The sequence below is a fragment of the Corynebacterium sp. MSK039 genome (assembly GCF_030232315.1).
GTDB lineage: Bacteria > Actinomycetota > Actinomycetes > Mycobacteriales > Mycobacteriaceae > Corynebacterium.
In genome coordinates this window covers 166,220-182,522 of the sequence record NZ_JASPJL010000003.1, presented here as the reverse complement: position 1 = coordinate 182,522, position 16,303 = coordinate 166,220, and the positions used below count along the sequence as shown (strand labels likewise).

Below are 16,303 nucleotides of genomic sequence, written 5' to 3'. Positions count from 1 at the left end.
CCCCGGCACTGGCGTGGAATCTTCTGTGAATCCGTTGATAGCAGCCGGAAGTTGAATTGTACAGAGCATGTTGTGCTCTAGATACAGCTCGCCCGGCGGCTGCTCTAACTAGTACTTGCGCAGGTGCAGCCGAGGCTGGTTGCGGAACTTCGCGCGGAGGAAGTTAGCGACCTCCGTGTTCAGCAGGTACAGATCCTCCGTCAGCGTGCCGAGGGAGCGCAGCGCGAGCCCCGGCCCGTCGATGAGGGTGACCCCGAAGCGCACGGTCTCCTTGAACTCCAGGCCCGCGAGGTACTCCCGCAGCTCGCCCAGCAGCTCGGCGTCGATGCGCCGGTCCACGGCCAGCAGGGAGCCCACGTGGGTCTGGTCTTCCATGTAGAGGATGGAGTCCTCGGTGAACTCGCTGGAACCCGGCAGGATCAGCAGGTTATCCAGCACCGCCAGCTTGCCGTCCACCTCGACGGTGGTGTGCAGGCGGACGTCCTGAAACTTAAAACGGGTCCCATCCGGGGACCAGCCCGGCGTCACGATCTCCGCGGTGACCAGGGAGGCGCTGGAGTCCATCTGCACGTTCATGAACTGCGCATAGGAGGCGTCCTCGTACGCGATCAGCTGATCTGGCAGGTACTCGAAGACGGCGTCCTCGCCCAGCACGACGTGGACGTCCTGCAGGGAGCGGTCTTCCGGCGTCTTGTAGACCTTCGTCGCGGACTGGTCACTCAGCAGCAGGCTCGCGCCCTCGTCCACGCGGACGGTGATGTGGTAATCATCGCCGCGCAGGTAGCCGCCACCCGGGTTGACGATCTGGAAGTAGACCTGGCCGGAATCGTCGAGGTAGTGGGGGCGGATGACGCGCAGGGCGTTGTGGTAGTACTGCCGCTTCGAATAAGACTTACCGTCCCGCTGCGCGATGTGCAGGTCTAGCCTGCCGATGGGGTCGCGCAGCGAGTGGTACCGCTTCGGTGGGGTGTCGATGAACGGGGAGGCTTTCACAGATTAGCTCTCCGCCAGGTCGCTCATCAGGACGTCCTCGCGGATCCAGCGCAGGACGCCGTCGAGGCCCTCGTCGGTCTTCAGGTTGGTCATGACGAAAGGCTTCTCGCCGCGGAAGTTCTTGGAGTCGGCCTCCATGACGGACAGGTCGGCGCCCACGTACGGTGCCAGGTCCGTCTTGTTGATGACGAAGAGGTCGGACTTGATCATGCCCTGACCGGCCTTGCGCGGGATCTTCTCGCCCTGCGCGACGTCGATGATGTAGATGGAGAAGTCGACGAGCTCCGGGGAGAAGGTTGCGGAGAGGTTATCGCCACCGGACTCGACGAAGACGATGTCCAGGTTTGGGTGGCGCTTAACGATCTCCTCGTAGGCCGCGTCGTTCATGGACGTGTCCTCACGGATCGCGGTGTGCGGGCAGCCACCGGTCTCGACACCGATGATGCGGTCCTCGTCCAAGACGGAGTTGCGGGCCAGGATCTTCGCATCCTCGAGGGTGTAGATGTCGTTCGTGATCGCGGCCATCTCGATCTCGCCGTCGAGGGCGCGGGTGATGCGCTCGATGAGCTCAGTCTTGCCGGAGCCGACCGGGCCACCGATGCCAATCTTGATAGGTGCCATGACTGTCTAGGCCTTCCTTCTTGTCTTCTTTTCTTCTCTAATATTTTCAGCGCGCCGCTGGTCTTGGGTATTCCCCGGGTTGCGGGGGAGCAGCGGGGGCGCGGTGCCCTTGTGCCCCGCCGGAGGATCCTTGGACGACCGGCGGGCGCGTGCCCCAAGGGCTAGGACATAAACATGCGGGAACGGTGCGTCTCGTGCTGAATCTGCGCGATCTCCAGGCCGGGGGAGGACATGCCCAGGTCAATCATCCCCAGGGTCTGGATCTTCTCCGCGGTGCGGTTGATCACCGGGTACATCGCGGAGAGCACGCGCTGGCCGGCGTCCTGGCCGATCGGGATGCCGCGGATGCCGTTCTGGGTCAGCGAGACGGTCAGCTGCATCAGGTAGCTGCGCACCGCCTCGACAATGTCCAGACCCAGCACACCGAGCGCAAGCCCGTGCACGATGGCGGGGCTGCCGTGCAGCTCGCCCTCGCGGACGTCCTTGCAATAGCGCTGCAGGATCGGGGACTCGGGCACCGCGACGGGGCCGATCTTGGCCATGCGGGTGCCCATCGAGGAGTTCGCATCGCGGACCTGGCGCGGCACGAGGGAGACGTGCGCGAGCTGGTCCAGCTCAGCCAGGCGCGCGTAGGCGGCGTCCTCGTCGATTTCCTTGCTCTTGACCTGCGCGCCGACCTCTGCGGCGAAGCGGCAGATCAGGCCGTCGTTATAGGCAGCCTGGCGCAGGTAGGCCCGCAGCCAGGTCGCGAAGGTCTCCGGGTCGTGGACGTCGTCGCGCTGCAGGTAGGTCTCCATGCCGTAGGAGTGGCTGAAGCCACCGGTGGGCAGCGCAGAGTCCGTGAAGTGCAGCATCGCGAGCTGCGCGCGAACCGCGGAGGGGACGTGCTGTGGGCCGGTCTCGGCCTGCTCGGTCTTCTTCCCGTTCTTCTTGCTCTTAGTGGGAGTGTTCTGCATGGCGGAATGCCTCCGGCATAACTCGGTCTTCGCGCGTGTACTGCGCGTCGACGTGCTTGAGGTGGTCCTCGACCGTGTGGTCGTACTGGAGCACCATGACGGTCTCGCCGTATTCGGAGTCCTCACCGAAGAACTGGGCCTGGAGGTGGCGGTTGCCCAGGGAGTGAGCGACCTTGCCCATCTCCAGGGTGTTGCGCGGGCGGTAGACCAGGACGTCGGTGGGCAGCACCTCGACGGTGATCAGCAGGTCGTCGTTCTGGTACAGGATGTCGCCGTCCTTGAGCTCCTTGACCTCCGACGGCAGGCGGAGGCCGATCTCGCGGTCCGCGTCGGTGGTGACGCGCTGGATGCGCTTGACCAGGTCGAGGTTCGGCAGCTTGACCTTTTCCTCGGTGTACTGGGAGATCTCATCGGCGGAGAGCTTCGCGCGGTTCCCCAGAATCTCGGTGATAATCATTTCCGGCTCCTAATAAATGACGTTGCTCAATTGACTGCGTGTTTATTTATGCAGCCTCAAGTCTAACGAAAAAGAATGCACCGCGATGACGGCAAAAGCCGCCGGTCGCGGTGCATTAGATCACAGAAGCAATACTGCCTTTGGCCTTAGAAGAGGAAGTACTTCTGGCCCATTGGCAGGGTCTCGGTCGGCTTGGAGCCCTCGACGAGCTCGCCGTCCAGGCGAACCTGGTAGGTCTGCGGATCCACCTCGATCTTCGGGGTGGCGTCGTTGTGCTTCAGATCCTTCTTGGTGATCTCGCGCATGTCGCGTGCCTCGAGCAGGGCACGGCCACCGCGCAGCTTGTCCTCGAGGCCGGACTGCAGTGCAACACCCGGAACGAAGGTTACTGCTGCGGTCTCGGCGGCTGCACCGGCAGCGCCCCAGTTGCGACGGTAGGTCACCGGCTGTGGGGTCGGGATGGAGCCGTTGGAGTCGCCCATCTCGGAGTATGCAGCCTGGCCGGACTTCAGGACCACCTTCGGCTTCACGCCGAAGAAGCGCGGCTCCCAGAGCACCAGGTCAGCCATCTTGCCAACCTCCACGGAGCCAACGAGGTGGCTGATGCCGTGGGCGATGGCCGGGTTGATGGTGTACTTGGAGACGTAGCGCTTGATGCGGTTGTTGTCGTTGCCTTCGGAGTCACCCTCCAGCGGGCCGCGCTGCTGCTTGTTGATGTGTGCGACCTGCCAGGTGCGCAGGACGACCTCACCGACGCGACCCATGGCCTGAGAGTCGGAGGAGGTAATGGAGAACACACCGAGGTCGTGCAGCACGTCCTCAACGCCAATCGTCTCGCCACGAATACGGGAGTCTGCGAACGCGACATCCTCCGGGATGTCCTTGTTCAGGTGGTGGCAAACCATGAGCATGTCGAGGTGCTCATCGACGGTGTTCTTGGTGAACGGCAGGGTTGGGTTGGTCGACGCCGGAATCACGTTCTTCTCGCCAGCGATGGCGATGATGTCCGGAGCGTGACCACCGCCGGCACCCTCGGTGTGGAAGGTGTGGATCGTGCGGTGGTCGATCGCCTTAATCGTGTCCTCGAGGTAGCCGTACTCATTCAGCGTATCCGTGTGGATAGCGATCTGGACGTCCAGCTCATCCGCAACCTGCAACGAGGTGTCGATGGAGGAGCGGGTAGCACCCCAGTCCTCGTGGATCTTCAGGCCGATGGCGCCCGCGCGGATCTGGGCCTTCAGGGGACCTGGGACTGCCGCGTGCCCCTTGCCGAGGAGGCCGATGTTCACCGGTGCGTCGGAGGTGGCCTCGATCATGCGGTGGATGTGCCACTCGCCCGGGGTGATCGTGGTTGCCTTGGTGCCATCAGCCGGGCCGGTGCCGCCACCGATGAAGGTGGTGGTGCCGTTCGACAGTGCGGTGTCGAACTGGTCCGGGGAGATGAAGTGAATGTGGGTATCGATTGCGCCCGCGGTCACGATGGTGTGCTCACCGGCGTAGGCCTCGGTGTTGACGCCGACTGGGATGTCGATATCGTCCTGGATGTCCGGGTTTCCTGCGCGGCCGATGCCGACGATCAGGCCGTCGCGGATGCCGATGTCGGCCTTAAAGATGCCGGAGTGGTCGACGATGATCGCGTTGGTGATGACGGTGTCCACGACACCCTCGTCGCGGGTCATGCGGGCGTTCATGCCCATGCCCTCGCGAATCACCTTGCCGCCACCGAAGCCGACCTCGTCGCCCTTAGCGGTGAGGTCCTTTTCGATGCGCAGAACCAGGTCGGTATCAGCAAGACGAATGCCGTCACCCGTGGTCGGGCCGTACAGCTCCCCGTACTGCTGACGAGAAATCTCGTAAGCCATGAATGCTCTCCTTAGGAGTGAAGTGTGAGAAGTTGTTCGCTGTTTTAAGCGGGTTAGTCCAGCGGGCCGTTGATCTGCTGGTTGAAGCCATAGGCCTGACGGTGGCCTCCGAAGTCGACGAGGTCGACAGTGCGCTTATCGCCTGGCTCGAGGCGGACAGCGGTGCCAGCGGGGATGTCGAGACGCTTACCGTAAGCAGCGTCGCGGTCGAACTCCACAGCCTTGTTGACCTCGTAGAAGTGGAAGTGGGATCCGATCTGGATCGGGCGGTCGCCAGTGTTGGTGACCTCGATGGTCGTGGTCTCGCGACCCTCGTTCAGGATGATCGGCTCGTCGCCGATGAAGTACTCACCGGAAATGGTCATTGAGAAAATCCTCTCGAAGCGTGCCGGTTGCGCGGCCAAACGTGAAGGTTTGGGCGCTACTTAGCGGATCGGGTTGTGGACAGTGACAAGCTTCGTGCCGTCCGGGAAGGTGGTCTCCACCTGGACGTCGGAAATCATCTCCGGGACGCCTTCCATGACGTCGTCGCGAGTCAGGTACTGCTGGCCCTCGCTCATGAGCTCGGCGACGGTCTTGCCGTCACGGGCGCCCTCCATGAGCTCGGCGGTGATGTACGCGACCGCTTCCGGGTGGTTCAGCTTGACGCCGCGCTCCTTGCGGCGACGCGCCACGTCGGCGGCGACAACAATGAGAAGCTTCTCCTGCTCTCGTGCTGTGAGGTGCATGTCTCTCCTGTGGTCAAAGAATGATTGGGTGAACCCTTATTAGTTCACCGCTCTGCCGATTAATGCCTATTGCTATTCATTACTGCGGCAGGAGCCATGACACCCAGAAGTCTACCAGTTTTAAGGAGGGGGTAAGGGGGTGATGTGAAGCACTAAAGTAATGGTCAAACACCTAAAAGATAGTTCGCGTAATGGGGATGTTGAAATGTGATTAAGGCCATTACTTTTTCGTCATGGTGATTGATATCACCAAATACATTCCTTGCCTTGGAATAGGTAATTCAAGCAATAAATAAAGGCCGACGCGGATGTATCCGCGCCGGCCTAGCCGGAAGCCTATTTTTCCAATGTGCCCAGATAGTCGGCGAGCAGCTGGCCAGCGGTCACGAGGTTCTCCAGGAACCACTGCGGATCCTCTGCGCTCTCGCTGTAGCTCACCAGGTACTCGATGTGATCCTGATCCGGTGTGTAGTTCACACCGAAGCCCTCGGCGACGCTCGGCGCGAAGGCATAGCGAATAATCTGATCCGCCGAACCCACCGACGTCGTGGAGAGGAAGTCCCGCAGCGCGAGCGCTACTCCCTCGTCCTTCAGCAGGGCGATGCCGTCCGCACCCTCCTCGGCCTTCCGAGCGGTGAAATTCAGTGCCCACAGGTGGCGGTCGATGCCCGCACCCGCCTTGCAGCTCTTCACCCACCCCCGGTGGGCGGCCAACACTGCGTCCAGCTTCTCGCGGAGCTCCGCATCCGCCGCAGCGGACTCCGCGTCCTCCGCCTTGATGAGGGCCTTGGCGAAGGCCACGGCCTCCGGGGTGGCGGCGCGCAGGCACTCCGTGCGTCCTGCCTTGTACTCCCGCATGTCCACGGCCTCGTAGACACCGCGGGTGCGGCCAAAGGACAGCTCCTGAGCCAGGGTGAGGATGAGCTGGCTCATCGCATCGGCGCTGAACTTGAAGGGAATCTCATCCTGCGGCAGGCGAGGGGCATCCACGATGCGCAGCTCCGGCTCCGCGCCAACGCTCGCCCCACCCGGGGTGCCCACGCTCGCCAGCTCCTCAGGCACCCGAACCCAGGTCAGCTCCTCGGGGCGGGCCAGCGCCGGCGAACCTGGGGCCTCGTCCTTGACCTTGACCTCCTGGATGCGTCGCAGCGCCGTGACCAGGGTCGCGCCGTCCACCGTGGAATGCTCCACGTGCATGGCCTGGAAGTTCTGAACCGTGCTGATCACGTAGGTGATCGGCTTGTAGACCCAGGCCAGCCCAGTGCTAAACGCAGCACGCCGCAGCAGCTCCGCCTCGGAGCCGCGGGTCGAATCGAGAGAGACGTGGAAGAGCTGGTCACGCAGCTGGTCATAGGTCTCGGCGTTGTCGCGGTCGCGGATCATCTCGTTGAACGGCTCCGCCAGCAGACCCGAGCCCAGGTAGCTCATGTCCGCAAAACCCGGGCGCGCGGCGAGAGCCGCCTCGCCATCCGCCTCAGCCTCCGGGGCTGGAGCATCGACGATCTTGCCGAGTGCAGCGCGGATCGTGGAGATGGACAGGGCATGCCCACTGCCGTCCGAAATGGGGACATTCCACATGCGTCCCTCGTGAAGAACACCGATCCGTCGGCTACGCGCCCCCTTGGTGCAGCGCAGGATCTCGTCGCGATCCACATTCGGGTGGCGCAGGCCGCCGTTGAAGCAGCGCCACTGCGTAGAACTCAGTGGGTTATCGCGGAAGTCGCGCTCCTCCGGCATCTGCCCGCGCGCCTGCATCAGGTGCACCTCCGCAACGCGGCGGATGACGCGAGCCACCCGATCGAGGCCTTCACCGGCGACGTCGATGCGTGCCTGGAAACCGACGTTCGTGGTCACCGGGAGGGAGGTGCGGACGTCGAGGTAATCATCCAGCCACTGCTCGGCCAGCCAGCTGGAGTTCTCGGCCTCCTTCTCCTCGGCGAACTCCCGCAGCTGAGCCTGCAGGCGCGGCCCCTCCTGCTGCTTGAAAGAGGCGATGGCCTCGTCGGTGTGGACCAGCTGATCGTTGCTGGCCACGGCACTGACCACATGCCGCAACCGACCCAGGGTGTCCTCTAGCTCCGGCAGCGGCAGAGGCTTCAAAATTGCAGCATTGGATACCGGGTTATTCGTCATGAATTTAATCCTAATGGCTGTGGATATGCGCGTGCCCCGAATCCCTGCTGTTTGGGTCCGCGGTCACAGCCGCGATGGCGGTAGTCAGCGGAATCGCGAGCAGCAACGCGATCGCGCCCGTGACGGAACGCAGCAGCTCGGTGGCCATCACGTCCGAGGTCAGCACCTGCTCGATCGGGCGACCGGAGATGCTCAGCAGCAGCATCATGGGGATCGCGACACCCGCGTACCCCAGCACCAGGGTGTAGACCATCGAAGCGATGTGATCCTCGCCGACGCGCATGGCGTTGCGGAAAAGCTGCCAGGACGAGGCGTCCGGTTCCGCGCGCTTGAGTTCAGTGATCGTAGAGGCCTGCGCGATCGTGGCGTCGTTGAGTACGCCCAGCGCGCCGATGATCATCCCGGCCAGCATCAGCCCGGTGATGTCCAGCTCCGGCAGGTAGAGCAGGATCTGCAGATTCGATTCATCCCCCAAGCCCCGCAGGGAGGTGGAGTCGATGGCCAGTCCCGATAGCGCTGTGGCGATGGCCACCGCCACCAGGGAGCCGCCCATCGCGGCCGCGGATTTCCAGTTCACCCCGTGGACGAGGAAGACGACGAGGAGGATGACGGTCGCCGCCGTCGTTACCGCCAACCACAGCGGGGAGCCACCCCGCAGCAACGCGGGCAGCAGGAAGGCGAGGATCATCACCATCGTGATCGCCAGCCCCACGAGTGCCCGCAGCCCGCGCCAGCGGCCGACCGCGATGATCAACACGATCGTGGCCAGCACCCACGCCCACAGCGGTCCCGTGCGGTCGTAGTCCTGGAAGGCATAAGTGCCGTGGCTGTGGATCAGCTTGATGCTATCGCCCTCATGTAGCTCCGGTTCGCCGGGCATGTGCCGGGACTCTAGTGCGGTGTATGTGCCCTCGTCGGCACCCTCGGTGAGCCGGACGATGACCTGCGTGCAGTGCTTCTCCGCGAAGGGATTCTTATCCTCCGGGATGGCTTTGCTGGTCACGCCGATCTCGGTGGCCCCGCACTTCGCGGGGCGGGTGAAGAGCACCTCGCCGTTGGTCAGCGGCCCCGCGTAGCCGGAGTTTTGGTACGCCGGGGTGACCTTGGGCTCCTCGCTGCTGTGTGGCCACTGCACGACGAGGCCGGCGAGGGTGGCGATGGCGAATATCGCCAGGCCGATGGCCAGCACCCACTGGGGTGTGCTCCACCGCTGCGTCGTGTTCTTATGGTGCTTGGCCACGGGTTATCCCTCGCTCAATGTGGCGCGCGGGCGATCGCGCGCGCCGAGTAAAAGAAAAGTATTACCAATAACTTTGGTGTACCTTACCCGGCGGTCGTGGTGATCGGTAGCGTGAGAGTTTGTGAGCACACCTTCCTTGACAGTCGTGGCCGACGTGGACACCGGCATCGACGATGCCCTGGCCCTGATCTACCTCTACCGGTTGCATCTGGCCGGCCGGATCGACCTCTCGGTGACCACCAGCGCCGGCAACTGCACCGCCGATGACGCCGCCCGTAATTCCGCGGAAGTCTTCCGGGTCGCCGCCCAGCAGTGGGGACCTTCTTCTTTAGGACGTCACCGCGCCCAACGCGGTGAGGAGTCGGATGCTGTGATCCCGAAGATCACGATCGGCGCGGCACACCCGCGGGTGCTGCCGTTGGTGACGACGCCGGAAACCCATGGGCCGAGGGGGCTGGGGTACTGGCTGGGAGAGTCCGGCGACGCCCGGCGAGCGCAGGCGGAGGGAACGCCAGGGAAGGCCGAAGCACCCCTCGCGCCGGGCAGCGGCACACCGGATGGCACCGCGGCTGCAGCGGTGGCTCACTGGGCGGATGCGCAGCCCACCCACCTGCTGGTCTGTGGGCCTGCGACGAACCTGGCCTGGGCGGTGGAGCACGCCCCGGAGGTGCTGCGGGGGTGCCAGGTGGTCATCATGGGCGGGGCCTTCGGCTACCCCGGCAACACCACCCCGGTCGCGGAGTGGAACGCCTGGGTGGACCCGCACGCCCTGAAGTATGCCCTGCAGCACTGGCCCGAGGGGGCACCCCTGCCGGTGATCGCCCCGCTGAACATGACCGAGCAGGTGCTGCTCACCCCGGAACGGCTCCGCGACTGGGTCGGTGGACTCGACGCTCGGCAGGAGACTGGTCGGCAGGCTGACAGGCAGGGCGACCTGGAGAGCGCGCAGGCGGTGTCGCAGCTCGGTCAGCTGCTGACGGCCACGGTTGAGTTCTACTTCGAGTTCCACGAGCAGGTCGGGGTCGGCTACCAGGCACAAATCCACGACCTCGCAGCCGCGATGGTGTTGCTTGGAGACGTGGCTTTCGAGGCAACTGAGTTCCACGTGGACGTGGAGGCCGACTCCGAGCTCACCCGGGGTGCGACCCTCGCCTTCGACCCAAACCCGCCCTTTGGCCCGCAGCTCACCCCGAATGCGCGGGTGCTGGGATGCTTGGACGCGGGCGGGGTGCTGGAACGCTTCGGCGAGCTGTTGGTCGGCAAGCCTTGAGTCTTCCCCGGCGGCGCGTCCGGGGCTCTTGTTAGACTTTCCACCGCGAAGTATCAGGTCGCTTGTAGCCAAGGGCAACGCGCTGAGACGCAAGAACGCGTGTTCAGCGGCGAGGGCACGGCTGAGAAGAGACACGGACGAGAAAACACGGTGAGGAGCAGCCCCTTAATGCGAGTAGGTCACAAAATTGCAGGAATGCTGGGAGGCCTCGGACTACTCAGCGCCCTGGTCGCCCCGGCAGCGACCGCGGAGACACAGCAACTTTCCTGGAGCGATTGCCCCGCGGACGTCTTCGTCGCGAAGCGGGCGAAATGCGCGGAGTTCCAGGTGCCGATGGATTATTCGCAGCCCGATGGGCAGAAGATCACGCTCACGATGAGCAAGATCCCGGCGACCGGTGCGAAGCGCGGCGTCATCGCCGGCAACCCTGGCGGCCCGGGCGGCAGCGCGCTGGAGATGTTCGCGGACAACGCCGCCCCAGACAAGCTCACCGGGCAGCGGGTCAAGCTCCCCGCCGATGTGCAGAAGCACTACGACCTCATCGCGGTCCAGCCCCGCGGCCTCGCCCACGGGGAGGCGCTGAAGTGTAGCTACGGGCACCTCGCCAGCGGTGTGATCCCGACCCTCGCCGCCGGGCTCTTCCGCGACCTGTGCAACCTCGAGCAGCCCGGCTACTCCCAGCAGGTCACCACCGCAAACACCGCCCGCGACCTCGACCGAGCCCGCCAATTGCTGGGGGAGGAGCGCCTCAACCTCTACGGCGTCTCCTACGGCGGGGTGCTCATGGGCACCTACGCCACGATGTTCCCGCAGCACACCGGCAAGGCGCTGATCGATAGCTCCGCGAGCCCGGAGAGCCTGTGGTTCAAGACCGGCCGCGACCGCGAATCCTGGCGCCGCGACGGGCTGCACGATGTCTTCCAGTGGATCGCCGACCGGGACGATGAGTACCACCTGGGCGCCACGCCGCTGCAGGTCTACCAGCGCTGGTCGGCCGTCATTGATAAGGAAAGCGGCGCACCCGCGCAGGTCACGCCGCCGCCGGCTGAGATCGGAGACCTCCCAGCGGGGTTGAAGGAGCACGCCAATATCGCGCTGCCCGCCGCGAACCAGGCGCTGCCGCCCGCGTGGCGACTCGGCTCAGCCATGGTCACGCTGGCCAAGGGCAAGCAGCAGGCCACCCTGGCCTCCCCGCTGTTCACCTTCACCTACTTCGGGGCGCTGTATAACCCGGAGATGCGGCCGAAGCTCGCCGAGTACATCCGCACGGGCAAGCCGCCGAAGATGGCGGGCCAGGAACTGGGGCCGAACGGTCGGCCGATCAACCCCGTGACTGGCAAGGAGCTCTCCGAGGAAGAGACCATGGGCCTGCTGGAGCAGATGACCTCCCTGGGCTCCGTGGAGCTCTCGATCGTCTGCAACGACAACGCCACGCCGACCAAGCCCGAGATGCTGCCGCAGCTGTTCATCGATCAGCTCACCGGCGGCGACTCGATCTCCGCGATCGAGGGCAACCTCGGCTCGGGCCGCGTCTGCGCGGGCTGGCCGCTGCCACACCCGGGTGCGCCAATCAACGGTGAAAAGCTGGAGACCAAGCCCCTGCACGTGGGATTCACGAATGATTCGGCGGTCACCGGCGATGCCATCTGGCAGATGCAGAAGGCTCTCGGCGGCGAGGCCGTGCAGGTGCCGGGCCACGCCCACGGCGTGATGCTCGTGGCTCCAGAGAAGGTTGCTGGCAAGGTCAGCGCCTACTTCAACGGTTAGCCACAAGCCCCTCGAGCATGGCAACGGCCCCGCGCCACAGGAGAAACTTCCTGCAGCGCGGGGCCGAATGCTTAACCCAGCGTAAGGGCTGAGAGCGCGGGGTTTAGAGGGTGGCGCGCGCCTTCTTCGCGGCGGCGACCAGCACCTCGAGGCTGGCGGTGGTCTCCTCCCAGCCACGGGTCTTCAGGCCACAGTCCGGGTTGACCCACAGCAGCTCTGGGGCGACGTTTGCCAGCGCATCGGCCAGCAGCTGGTCGACCTCTTCCTGCTTCGGGACACGCGGGGAGTGGATGTCCCACACGCCCGGGCCGACACCCAGGTCATAGCCCGCCTCGTGCAGGGCGGCGAGCACCTGCATGCCGTTGCGGGCAGCCTCGATGGAGGTGACATCCGCGTCGAGGTCGCCGACCGTGCCGATGAGCTCGTTGAACTCGGAGTAGCACATGTGGGTGTGGATCTGAGTCTTCGGAGCCACACCGGAGGTGGCCAGGCGGAAGGAGCCCACGGCCCACTTCAGGTACGCCGGCTGCTCAGCCTCGCGCAGCGGCAGCAGCTCGCGGATGGCCGGCTCGTCGACCTGAACAACCTTCGCACCAGCGGAGACGAGGTCGTCGATCTCGTCGCGCAGTGCCAGGGCGACCTGGTCGGCGGTCTCGCCCAGCGGCTGGTCGTCGCGGACGAAGGACCACGCGAGCATCGTCACCGGACCGGTGAGCATGCCCTTGACCGGCTTGTCGGTGAGCTTCTGGGCCTCCTCGAACCAGGAGACGGTCATCGGCTCCGGACGACGGACGTCGCCGAACAGGATTGGCGGACGGACGCAGCGGGAACCGTAGGACTGCACCCACGCGTGCTCGGTGGAGTGGTAGCCCTCCAGCTGCTCGGAGAAGTACTGCACCATGTCGTTGCGCTCCGGCTCACCGTGGACGAGGACGTCCAGGTCCAGCTTCTCCTGGCGCTCGATGACGTCCGCGATCTCGTCGCGCATCGCCTGGGTGTACTGCTCCTCGGTGATCTCACCCTTGCGCAGCTTCGCGCGTGCCTGGCGGATCTGGGTGGTCTGCGGGAAGGAACCGATCGTGGTGGTCGGCAGCGGCGGGAGGTTCAGCTCCTCCTGCTGGGCCTTGCGGCGCTCCTCGATGTCACCGCGGTGGCGGTCTTCCTCGGTGATCTTGGCGGTGCGCTCGCGGACCTCGTCGTTGTGGGTCAGCTTGGAGGTCGCGCGGGACTGCACGGCCTCGCGGGCCTCGGCCAGCGCCTTCTCGTCGGCCTCGGTGCCCTCGCCGCGCAGGACGCGGGACAGCAGGGCGACCTCGCGGATCTTCTCCTCGCCGAATGCCAGCCAGCTGCGCAGCTCGTCGCCCAAGGTGGTCTCGCGGGCCAGGGTGTACGGCACGTGCAGCAGGGACGCGGAGGTGGAGACGGCGACCGGGCCACGTTCGGCCAGCGCCTTCAGGGTCTCCAGGGCCGCGTCCAGGTCGGTGCGCCAGATGTTGCGGCCGTCGACCACACCGGCGACCAGCAGCTCCTCGCCGGTCCAGCTCGGCAGCTCCTTGCCGCCAGCGACGAGGTCGGCGCCGAAGGCGTCGATGCCCAGGCCGCTGAGGGTCTTGATGGCCTGGTCGGCGTCGCCGTAGTACGTCTGGACCAGCAGCTTCAGGCCAGCGTCGTGGGCGACCTGGGTGAGCTTCTTGTAGCCAGCCTTGACGCGGGACAGGGTGGCCGGGTCGACGTCGGTGACCAGGGACGGCTCGTCGAGCTGCAGCCAGGTGACGCCGCGGTTGGCGATACGCGGCAGCAGGCGGCCGTAGGTCTCGAAGAGGGACTCCAGGTGCTCCAGCGGGTTGGAGCCGTCGGTGGAGCGGGCCAGTGCCAGGTAGGTGAACGGGCCGACGAGGACCGGACGGACCTTGTCGCCGTGACGGTTAACCTGGTCGCGGATGTCGTCGAGCCAGGCGCCGTCCTCGAGGCGGAACTCCTGGTCAGCAGACAGCTCCGGGACGATGTAGTGGTAGTTGGTGTCGAACCACTTGGTCATCGCGGAGGCCGGCAGCTCGGCAGTGCCGCGGGCGGCGGCGAAGAGGCGGTCGATGAACTGCGGCAGGCCGTCGTTCTCGTGGTCGCTGATCTCGGCAACGCGCTCCGGCAGTGCGCCGAGGATCGCGGAGGTGTCGAGGATGGCGTCGTAGTAGGAGCGACCCTGGAAGGGGGCGGAGTCGAGGCCCTCGTTGACCAGGCCGTCGGTGTAGTCGTTGACCAGGCGGGTGGCGGTGCCGGCGAGGTCGCGGCCGGTGGCGGAGTCGCGCCAGTATGCCTCGAGTGCCTTCTTGAGCTCGCGATCAGGTCCGATGCGTGGGACCCCGGCGGTGGTTGCGTGGAAAGTCATGTTTTCCTTCTTCGTGGTTGGTGTTTGTGACTCACACAGCGGTCGTGCCCAACCCGAAGGCGCAAGAAAGCATGAAACCCCGGGCGATATTCCCTAGCGGCTGCGGCAGTGGTGGCACACAGAGTGGTGGCTAGGCGGATATCTCAGGCAAAACCAACGGTTCCTACCGACCGTGTCCGGGGCTCCAGGGGTCGGCAGGTGCTCGCGGCGAACCGTTGTGCGTTGAGTGATATAAAACACTAGACAGCTTGGTCTGTCAACTGGTGTGTAAGAAACAGTGGCCGACCAGTCAGGTTGAACGCGGCATTCACCCCGCCTGGCCGCCCGGGGAGCACGCGTGATCATTTGACGAAACTTGAGTCCATCGACAACGATGTTGGACAACTTTCTACATTTCCCGCGCCGAGGTGACATAGGCTTTTCGGGGATCACTTCAACCCTGTTTGGAATAGCTATGTCACGCATGCAAAAAAGCCTCCTCGGCCTTGCGGTTCTCATCATCGCCGCGACGTGGTTGACCCTCGTCATCTCCCAGCCCACGGACTCGAATTGGGAGTCTCTGGCTGACTCCCGCAGCTCCACGATCGCGCTCGTGGGATTCCTCGTTCCGGCGATCCTCGCCCTGATCGCGGTCGTGCCGCAGCTGCCGGTGCGTACCCTCTCGCTGATCCCGGTCGCCCTGGCGCTGAACATCATCACCGGCCAGGTCATCGGAACCATGGGCCTGCCGCTGCCGCTGTACCTGGACTCCATCGGTACCGTCCTGGTCGGCGCGCTCGCCGGCCCCTGGGCGGGGCTGGTCACAGGCGTGCTGAGCTCCCTGGTGTGGGGCACCTTCAACCCGACCGTCGTGCCCTTCGCAGCGGCCTATGCCTTCGTCGGCGTGGCCTCCGGTCTGCTGCGCAAGCTCTTCGTCGGCTCGTGGTGGCGCGTGGGCGGGGCGGGCCTCGCCGTCGGCTTCATCACGGCACTGCTCTCCGCGCCGGTGGCCTCCTTCATCTTCGGCGGCACCGCGGGCACCGGAACGGGCCTGCTGGTCACGGCTTATCGTGGCCTCGGTTTCGACCAGCTGACTGCCGTGTTCCTGCAGTCCTGGACTTCCGATCCGATCGATAAGCTCATCGTCTTCACCATCGTGTGGCTGGTGCTGCGCTGGCTGCCGAAGCGCACCCGTGTGACCTTCAGCCCCGAGAGCAAGTGAGAAAACTTCATCCCTATACGCCGCTCACCGCCGCCATCTGCGCGGTAGTGGTGGTGCTGCTGGCCCACAAGCTGGTTGTCTCGCTCACCGCGCTGGGGATTGCCGCCTTGCTCGCGGCGTTCTTTCGGCCCGCCCGTGGCCCGCTGTTCGCGGCGGTGCTGCTCGCGATCCCGACCACCGTGGGCCTGTTTTTGATGCACGCCCCGTTTGGTCAGTACCCGGTCTTTGGTCCGCTGACCTCCGACGGCATGCAGCTTGCGGGCTTGCTCTCCCTGCGCCTCTTTGGTGCCGCGGCGATTGGCCTGACCCTCGGGTCCTTCGTGGACGGGGATCGGTTGATGCGGGCGATGCAGGAGCAGTTCCCCGCGAAGATCGTCTACGTCGTGGGCTCCACCATCCGGCTGTACCCGATGGCCCGTGCCCGGGTGGAGACCCTGAATCAGATGTTTACCGTCCGCGGGGTCAACACCGCCGGGGTGCGTGGGAAGCTGAATTTCGTGATGCCCCTAATCGTGGGGCTGGTGGACGACGCCGCGCAGCGCGCCCGGCCCCTGCAGCGCACCGGGATCGGGGAACCCGGCCCGCGCACGGTGCTCAACCCCGTGGCTAACCCGGCCGGGCAGCGCGCGCTGCGCTGGGTGTTGATCGCCGCCACCTGCGCGGCCATCGTGTGGATTGGAGTGAGCTAG

The 16,303-nt window shown here is 65.1% G+C and carries 14 protein-coding genes; 4 read left to right on the top strand and 10 right to left on the bottom strand.

Annotated elements, in window-relative coordinates; genetic code table 11:
• Window positions 1–108: 108 nt before the first annotated feature.
• The 9 genes from QP997_RS04155 to QP997_RS04115 all read right to left on the bottom strand — a co-directional run bounded on the left by QP997_RS04155 (window position 109) and on the right by QP997_RS04115 (window position 8,990).
• Entirely contained in the window at window positions 109–993 is an 885-nt protein-coding gene (locus QP997_RS04155; RefSeq protein WP_284846304.1) for an urease accessory protein UreD, read from the bottom strand.
• A 3-nt stretch (window positions 994–996) separates the two neighbouring features.
• Window positions 997–1,614, bottom strand: coding sequence for an urease accessory protein UreG (ureG, locus tag QP997_RS04150; RefSeq protein ID WP_012361011.1), 618 nt, complete (start codon window positions 1,612–1,614; stop codon window positions 997–999).
• 161 nt (window positions 1,615–1,775) lie between these two features.
• Window positions 1,776–2,570 (bottom strand): urease accessory protein UreF, encoded by a 795-nt coding sequence (locus tag QP997_RS04145; protein ID WP_148820293.1) that lies wholly within the window; start codon window positions 2,568–2,570, stop codon window positions 1,776–1,778.
• Window positions 2,551–3,027, bottom strand: a complete 477-nt coding sequence (gene ureE, locus QP997_RS04140; protein WP_015381964.1) for an urease accessory protein UreE — start codon at window positions 3,025–3,027, stop codon at window positions 2,551–2,553. The genes QP997_RS04145 and ureE overlap by 20 nt, the downstream gene beginning before the upstream one ends.
• Window positions 3,028–3,173: 146 nt before the next feature.
• A complete protein-coding gene (gene ureC / locus QP997_RS04135) occupies window positions 3,174–4,889 on the bottom strand; it encodes an urease subunit alpha (RefSeq protein WP_284846303.1) in 1,716 nt (571 codons plus the stop codon).
• 53 nt (window positions 4,890–4,942) lie between these two features.
• Window positions 4,943–5,254, bottom strand: a complete 312-nt coding sequence (locus tag QP997_RS04130) for an urease subunit beta (RefSeq protein WP_015381962.1) — start codon at window positions 5,252–5,254, stop codon at window positions 4,943–4,945.
• A 60-nt stretch (window positions 5,255–5,314) separates the two neighbouring features.
• Complete coding sequence (locus tag QP997_RS04125) at window positions 5,315–5,617, bottom strand: urease subunit gamma (protein ID WP_015381961.1); 303 nt, start codon at window positions 5,615–5,617, stop codon at window positions 5,315–5,317.
• 336 nt (window positions 5,618–5,953) lie between these two features.
• Window positions 5,954–7,750: a choline/carnitine O-acyltransferase gene (locus tag QP997_RS04120; protein ID WP_284758237.1), complete on the bottom strand. Its 1,797-nt coding sequence runs from the start codon at window positions 7,748–7,750 to the stop codon at window positions 5,954–5,956.
• 10 nt (window positions 7,751–7,760) lie between these two features.
• Window positions 7,761–8,990, bottom strand: coding sequence for a YibE/F family protein (locus QP997_RS04115; protein ID WP_284846302.1), 1,230 nt, complete (start codon window positions 8,988–8,990; stop codon window positions 7,761–7,763).
• 121 nt (window positions 8,991–9,111) lie between these two features.
• Between QP997_RS04115 and QP997_RS04110 the strand changes: the two genes are divergently transcribed.
• Both QP997_RS04110 and QP997_RS04105 read left to right on the top strand, forming a co-directional pair.
• On the top strand, window positions 9,112–10,260 hold the full coding sequence (locus QP997_RS04110; RefSeq protein ID WP_284846301.1) for a nucleoside hydrolase: 1,149 nt from the start codon (window positions 9,112–9,114) through the stop codon (window positions 10,258–10,260).
• Between the two features lie 195 nt (window positions 10,261–10,455).
• Window positions 10,456–12,027 (top strand): alpha/beta fold hydrolase, encoded by a 1,572-nt coding sequence (locus QP997_RS04105; RefSeq protein WP_284846300.1) that lies wholly within the window; start codon window positions 10,456–10,458, stop codon window positions 12,025–12,027.
• Between the two features lie 103 nt (window positions 12,028–12,130).
• Here the strand turns inward: QP997_RS04105 and metE are convergent, their stop codons facing one another.
• Window positions 12,131–14,413: a 5-methyltetrahydropteroyltriglutamate--homocysteine S-methyltransferase gene (gene metE, locus QP997_RS04100; RefSeq protein ID WP_284846299.1), complete on the bottom strand. Its 2,283-nt coding sequence runs from the start codon at window positions 14,411–14,413 to the stop codon at window positions 12,131–12,133.
• 454 nt (window positions 14,414–14,867) lie between these two features.
• Between metE and QP997_RS04095 the strand changes: the two genes are divergently transcribed.
• Entirely contained in the window at window positions 14,868–15,614 is a 747-nt protein-coding gene (locus tag QP997_RS04095; protein WP_187441002.1) for an ECF transporter S component, read from the top strand.
• Entirely contained in the window at window positions 15,551–16,303 is a 753-nt protein-coding gene (locus tag QP997_RS04090; protein WP_502870428.1) for an energy-coupling factor transporter transmembrane component T family protein, read from the top strand. The genes QP997_RS04095 and QP997_RS04090 overlap by 64 nt, the downstream gene beginning before the upstream one ends.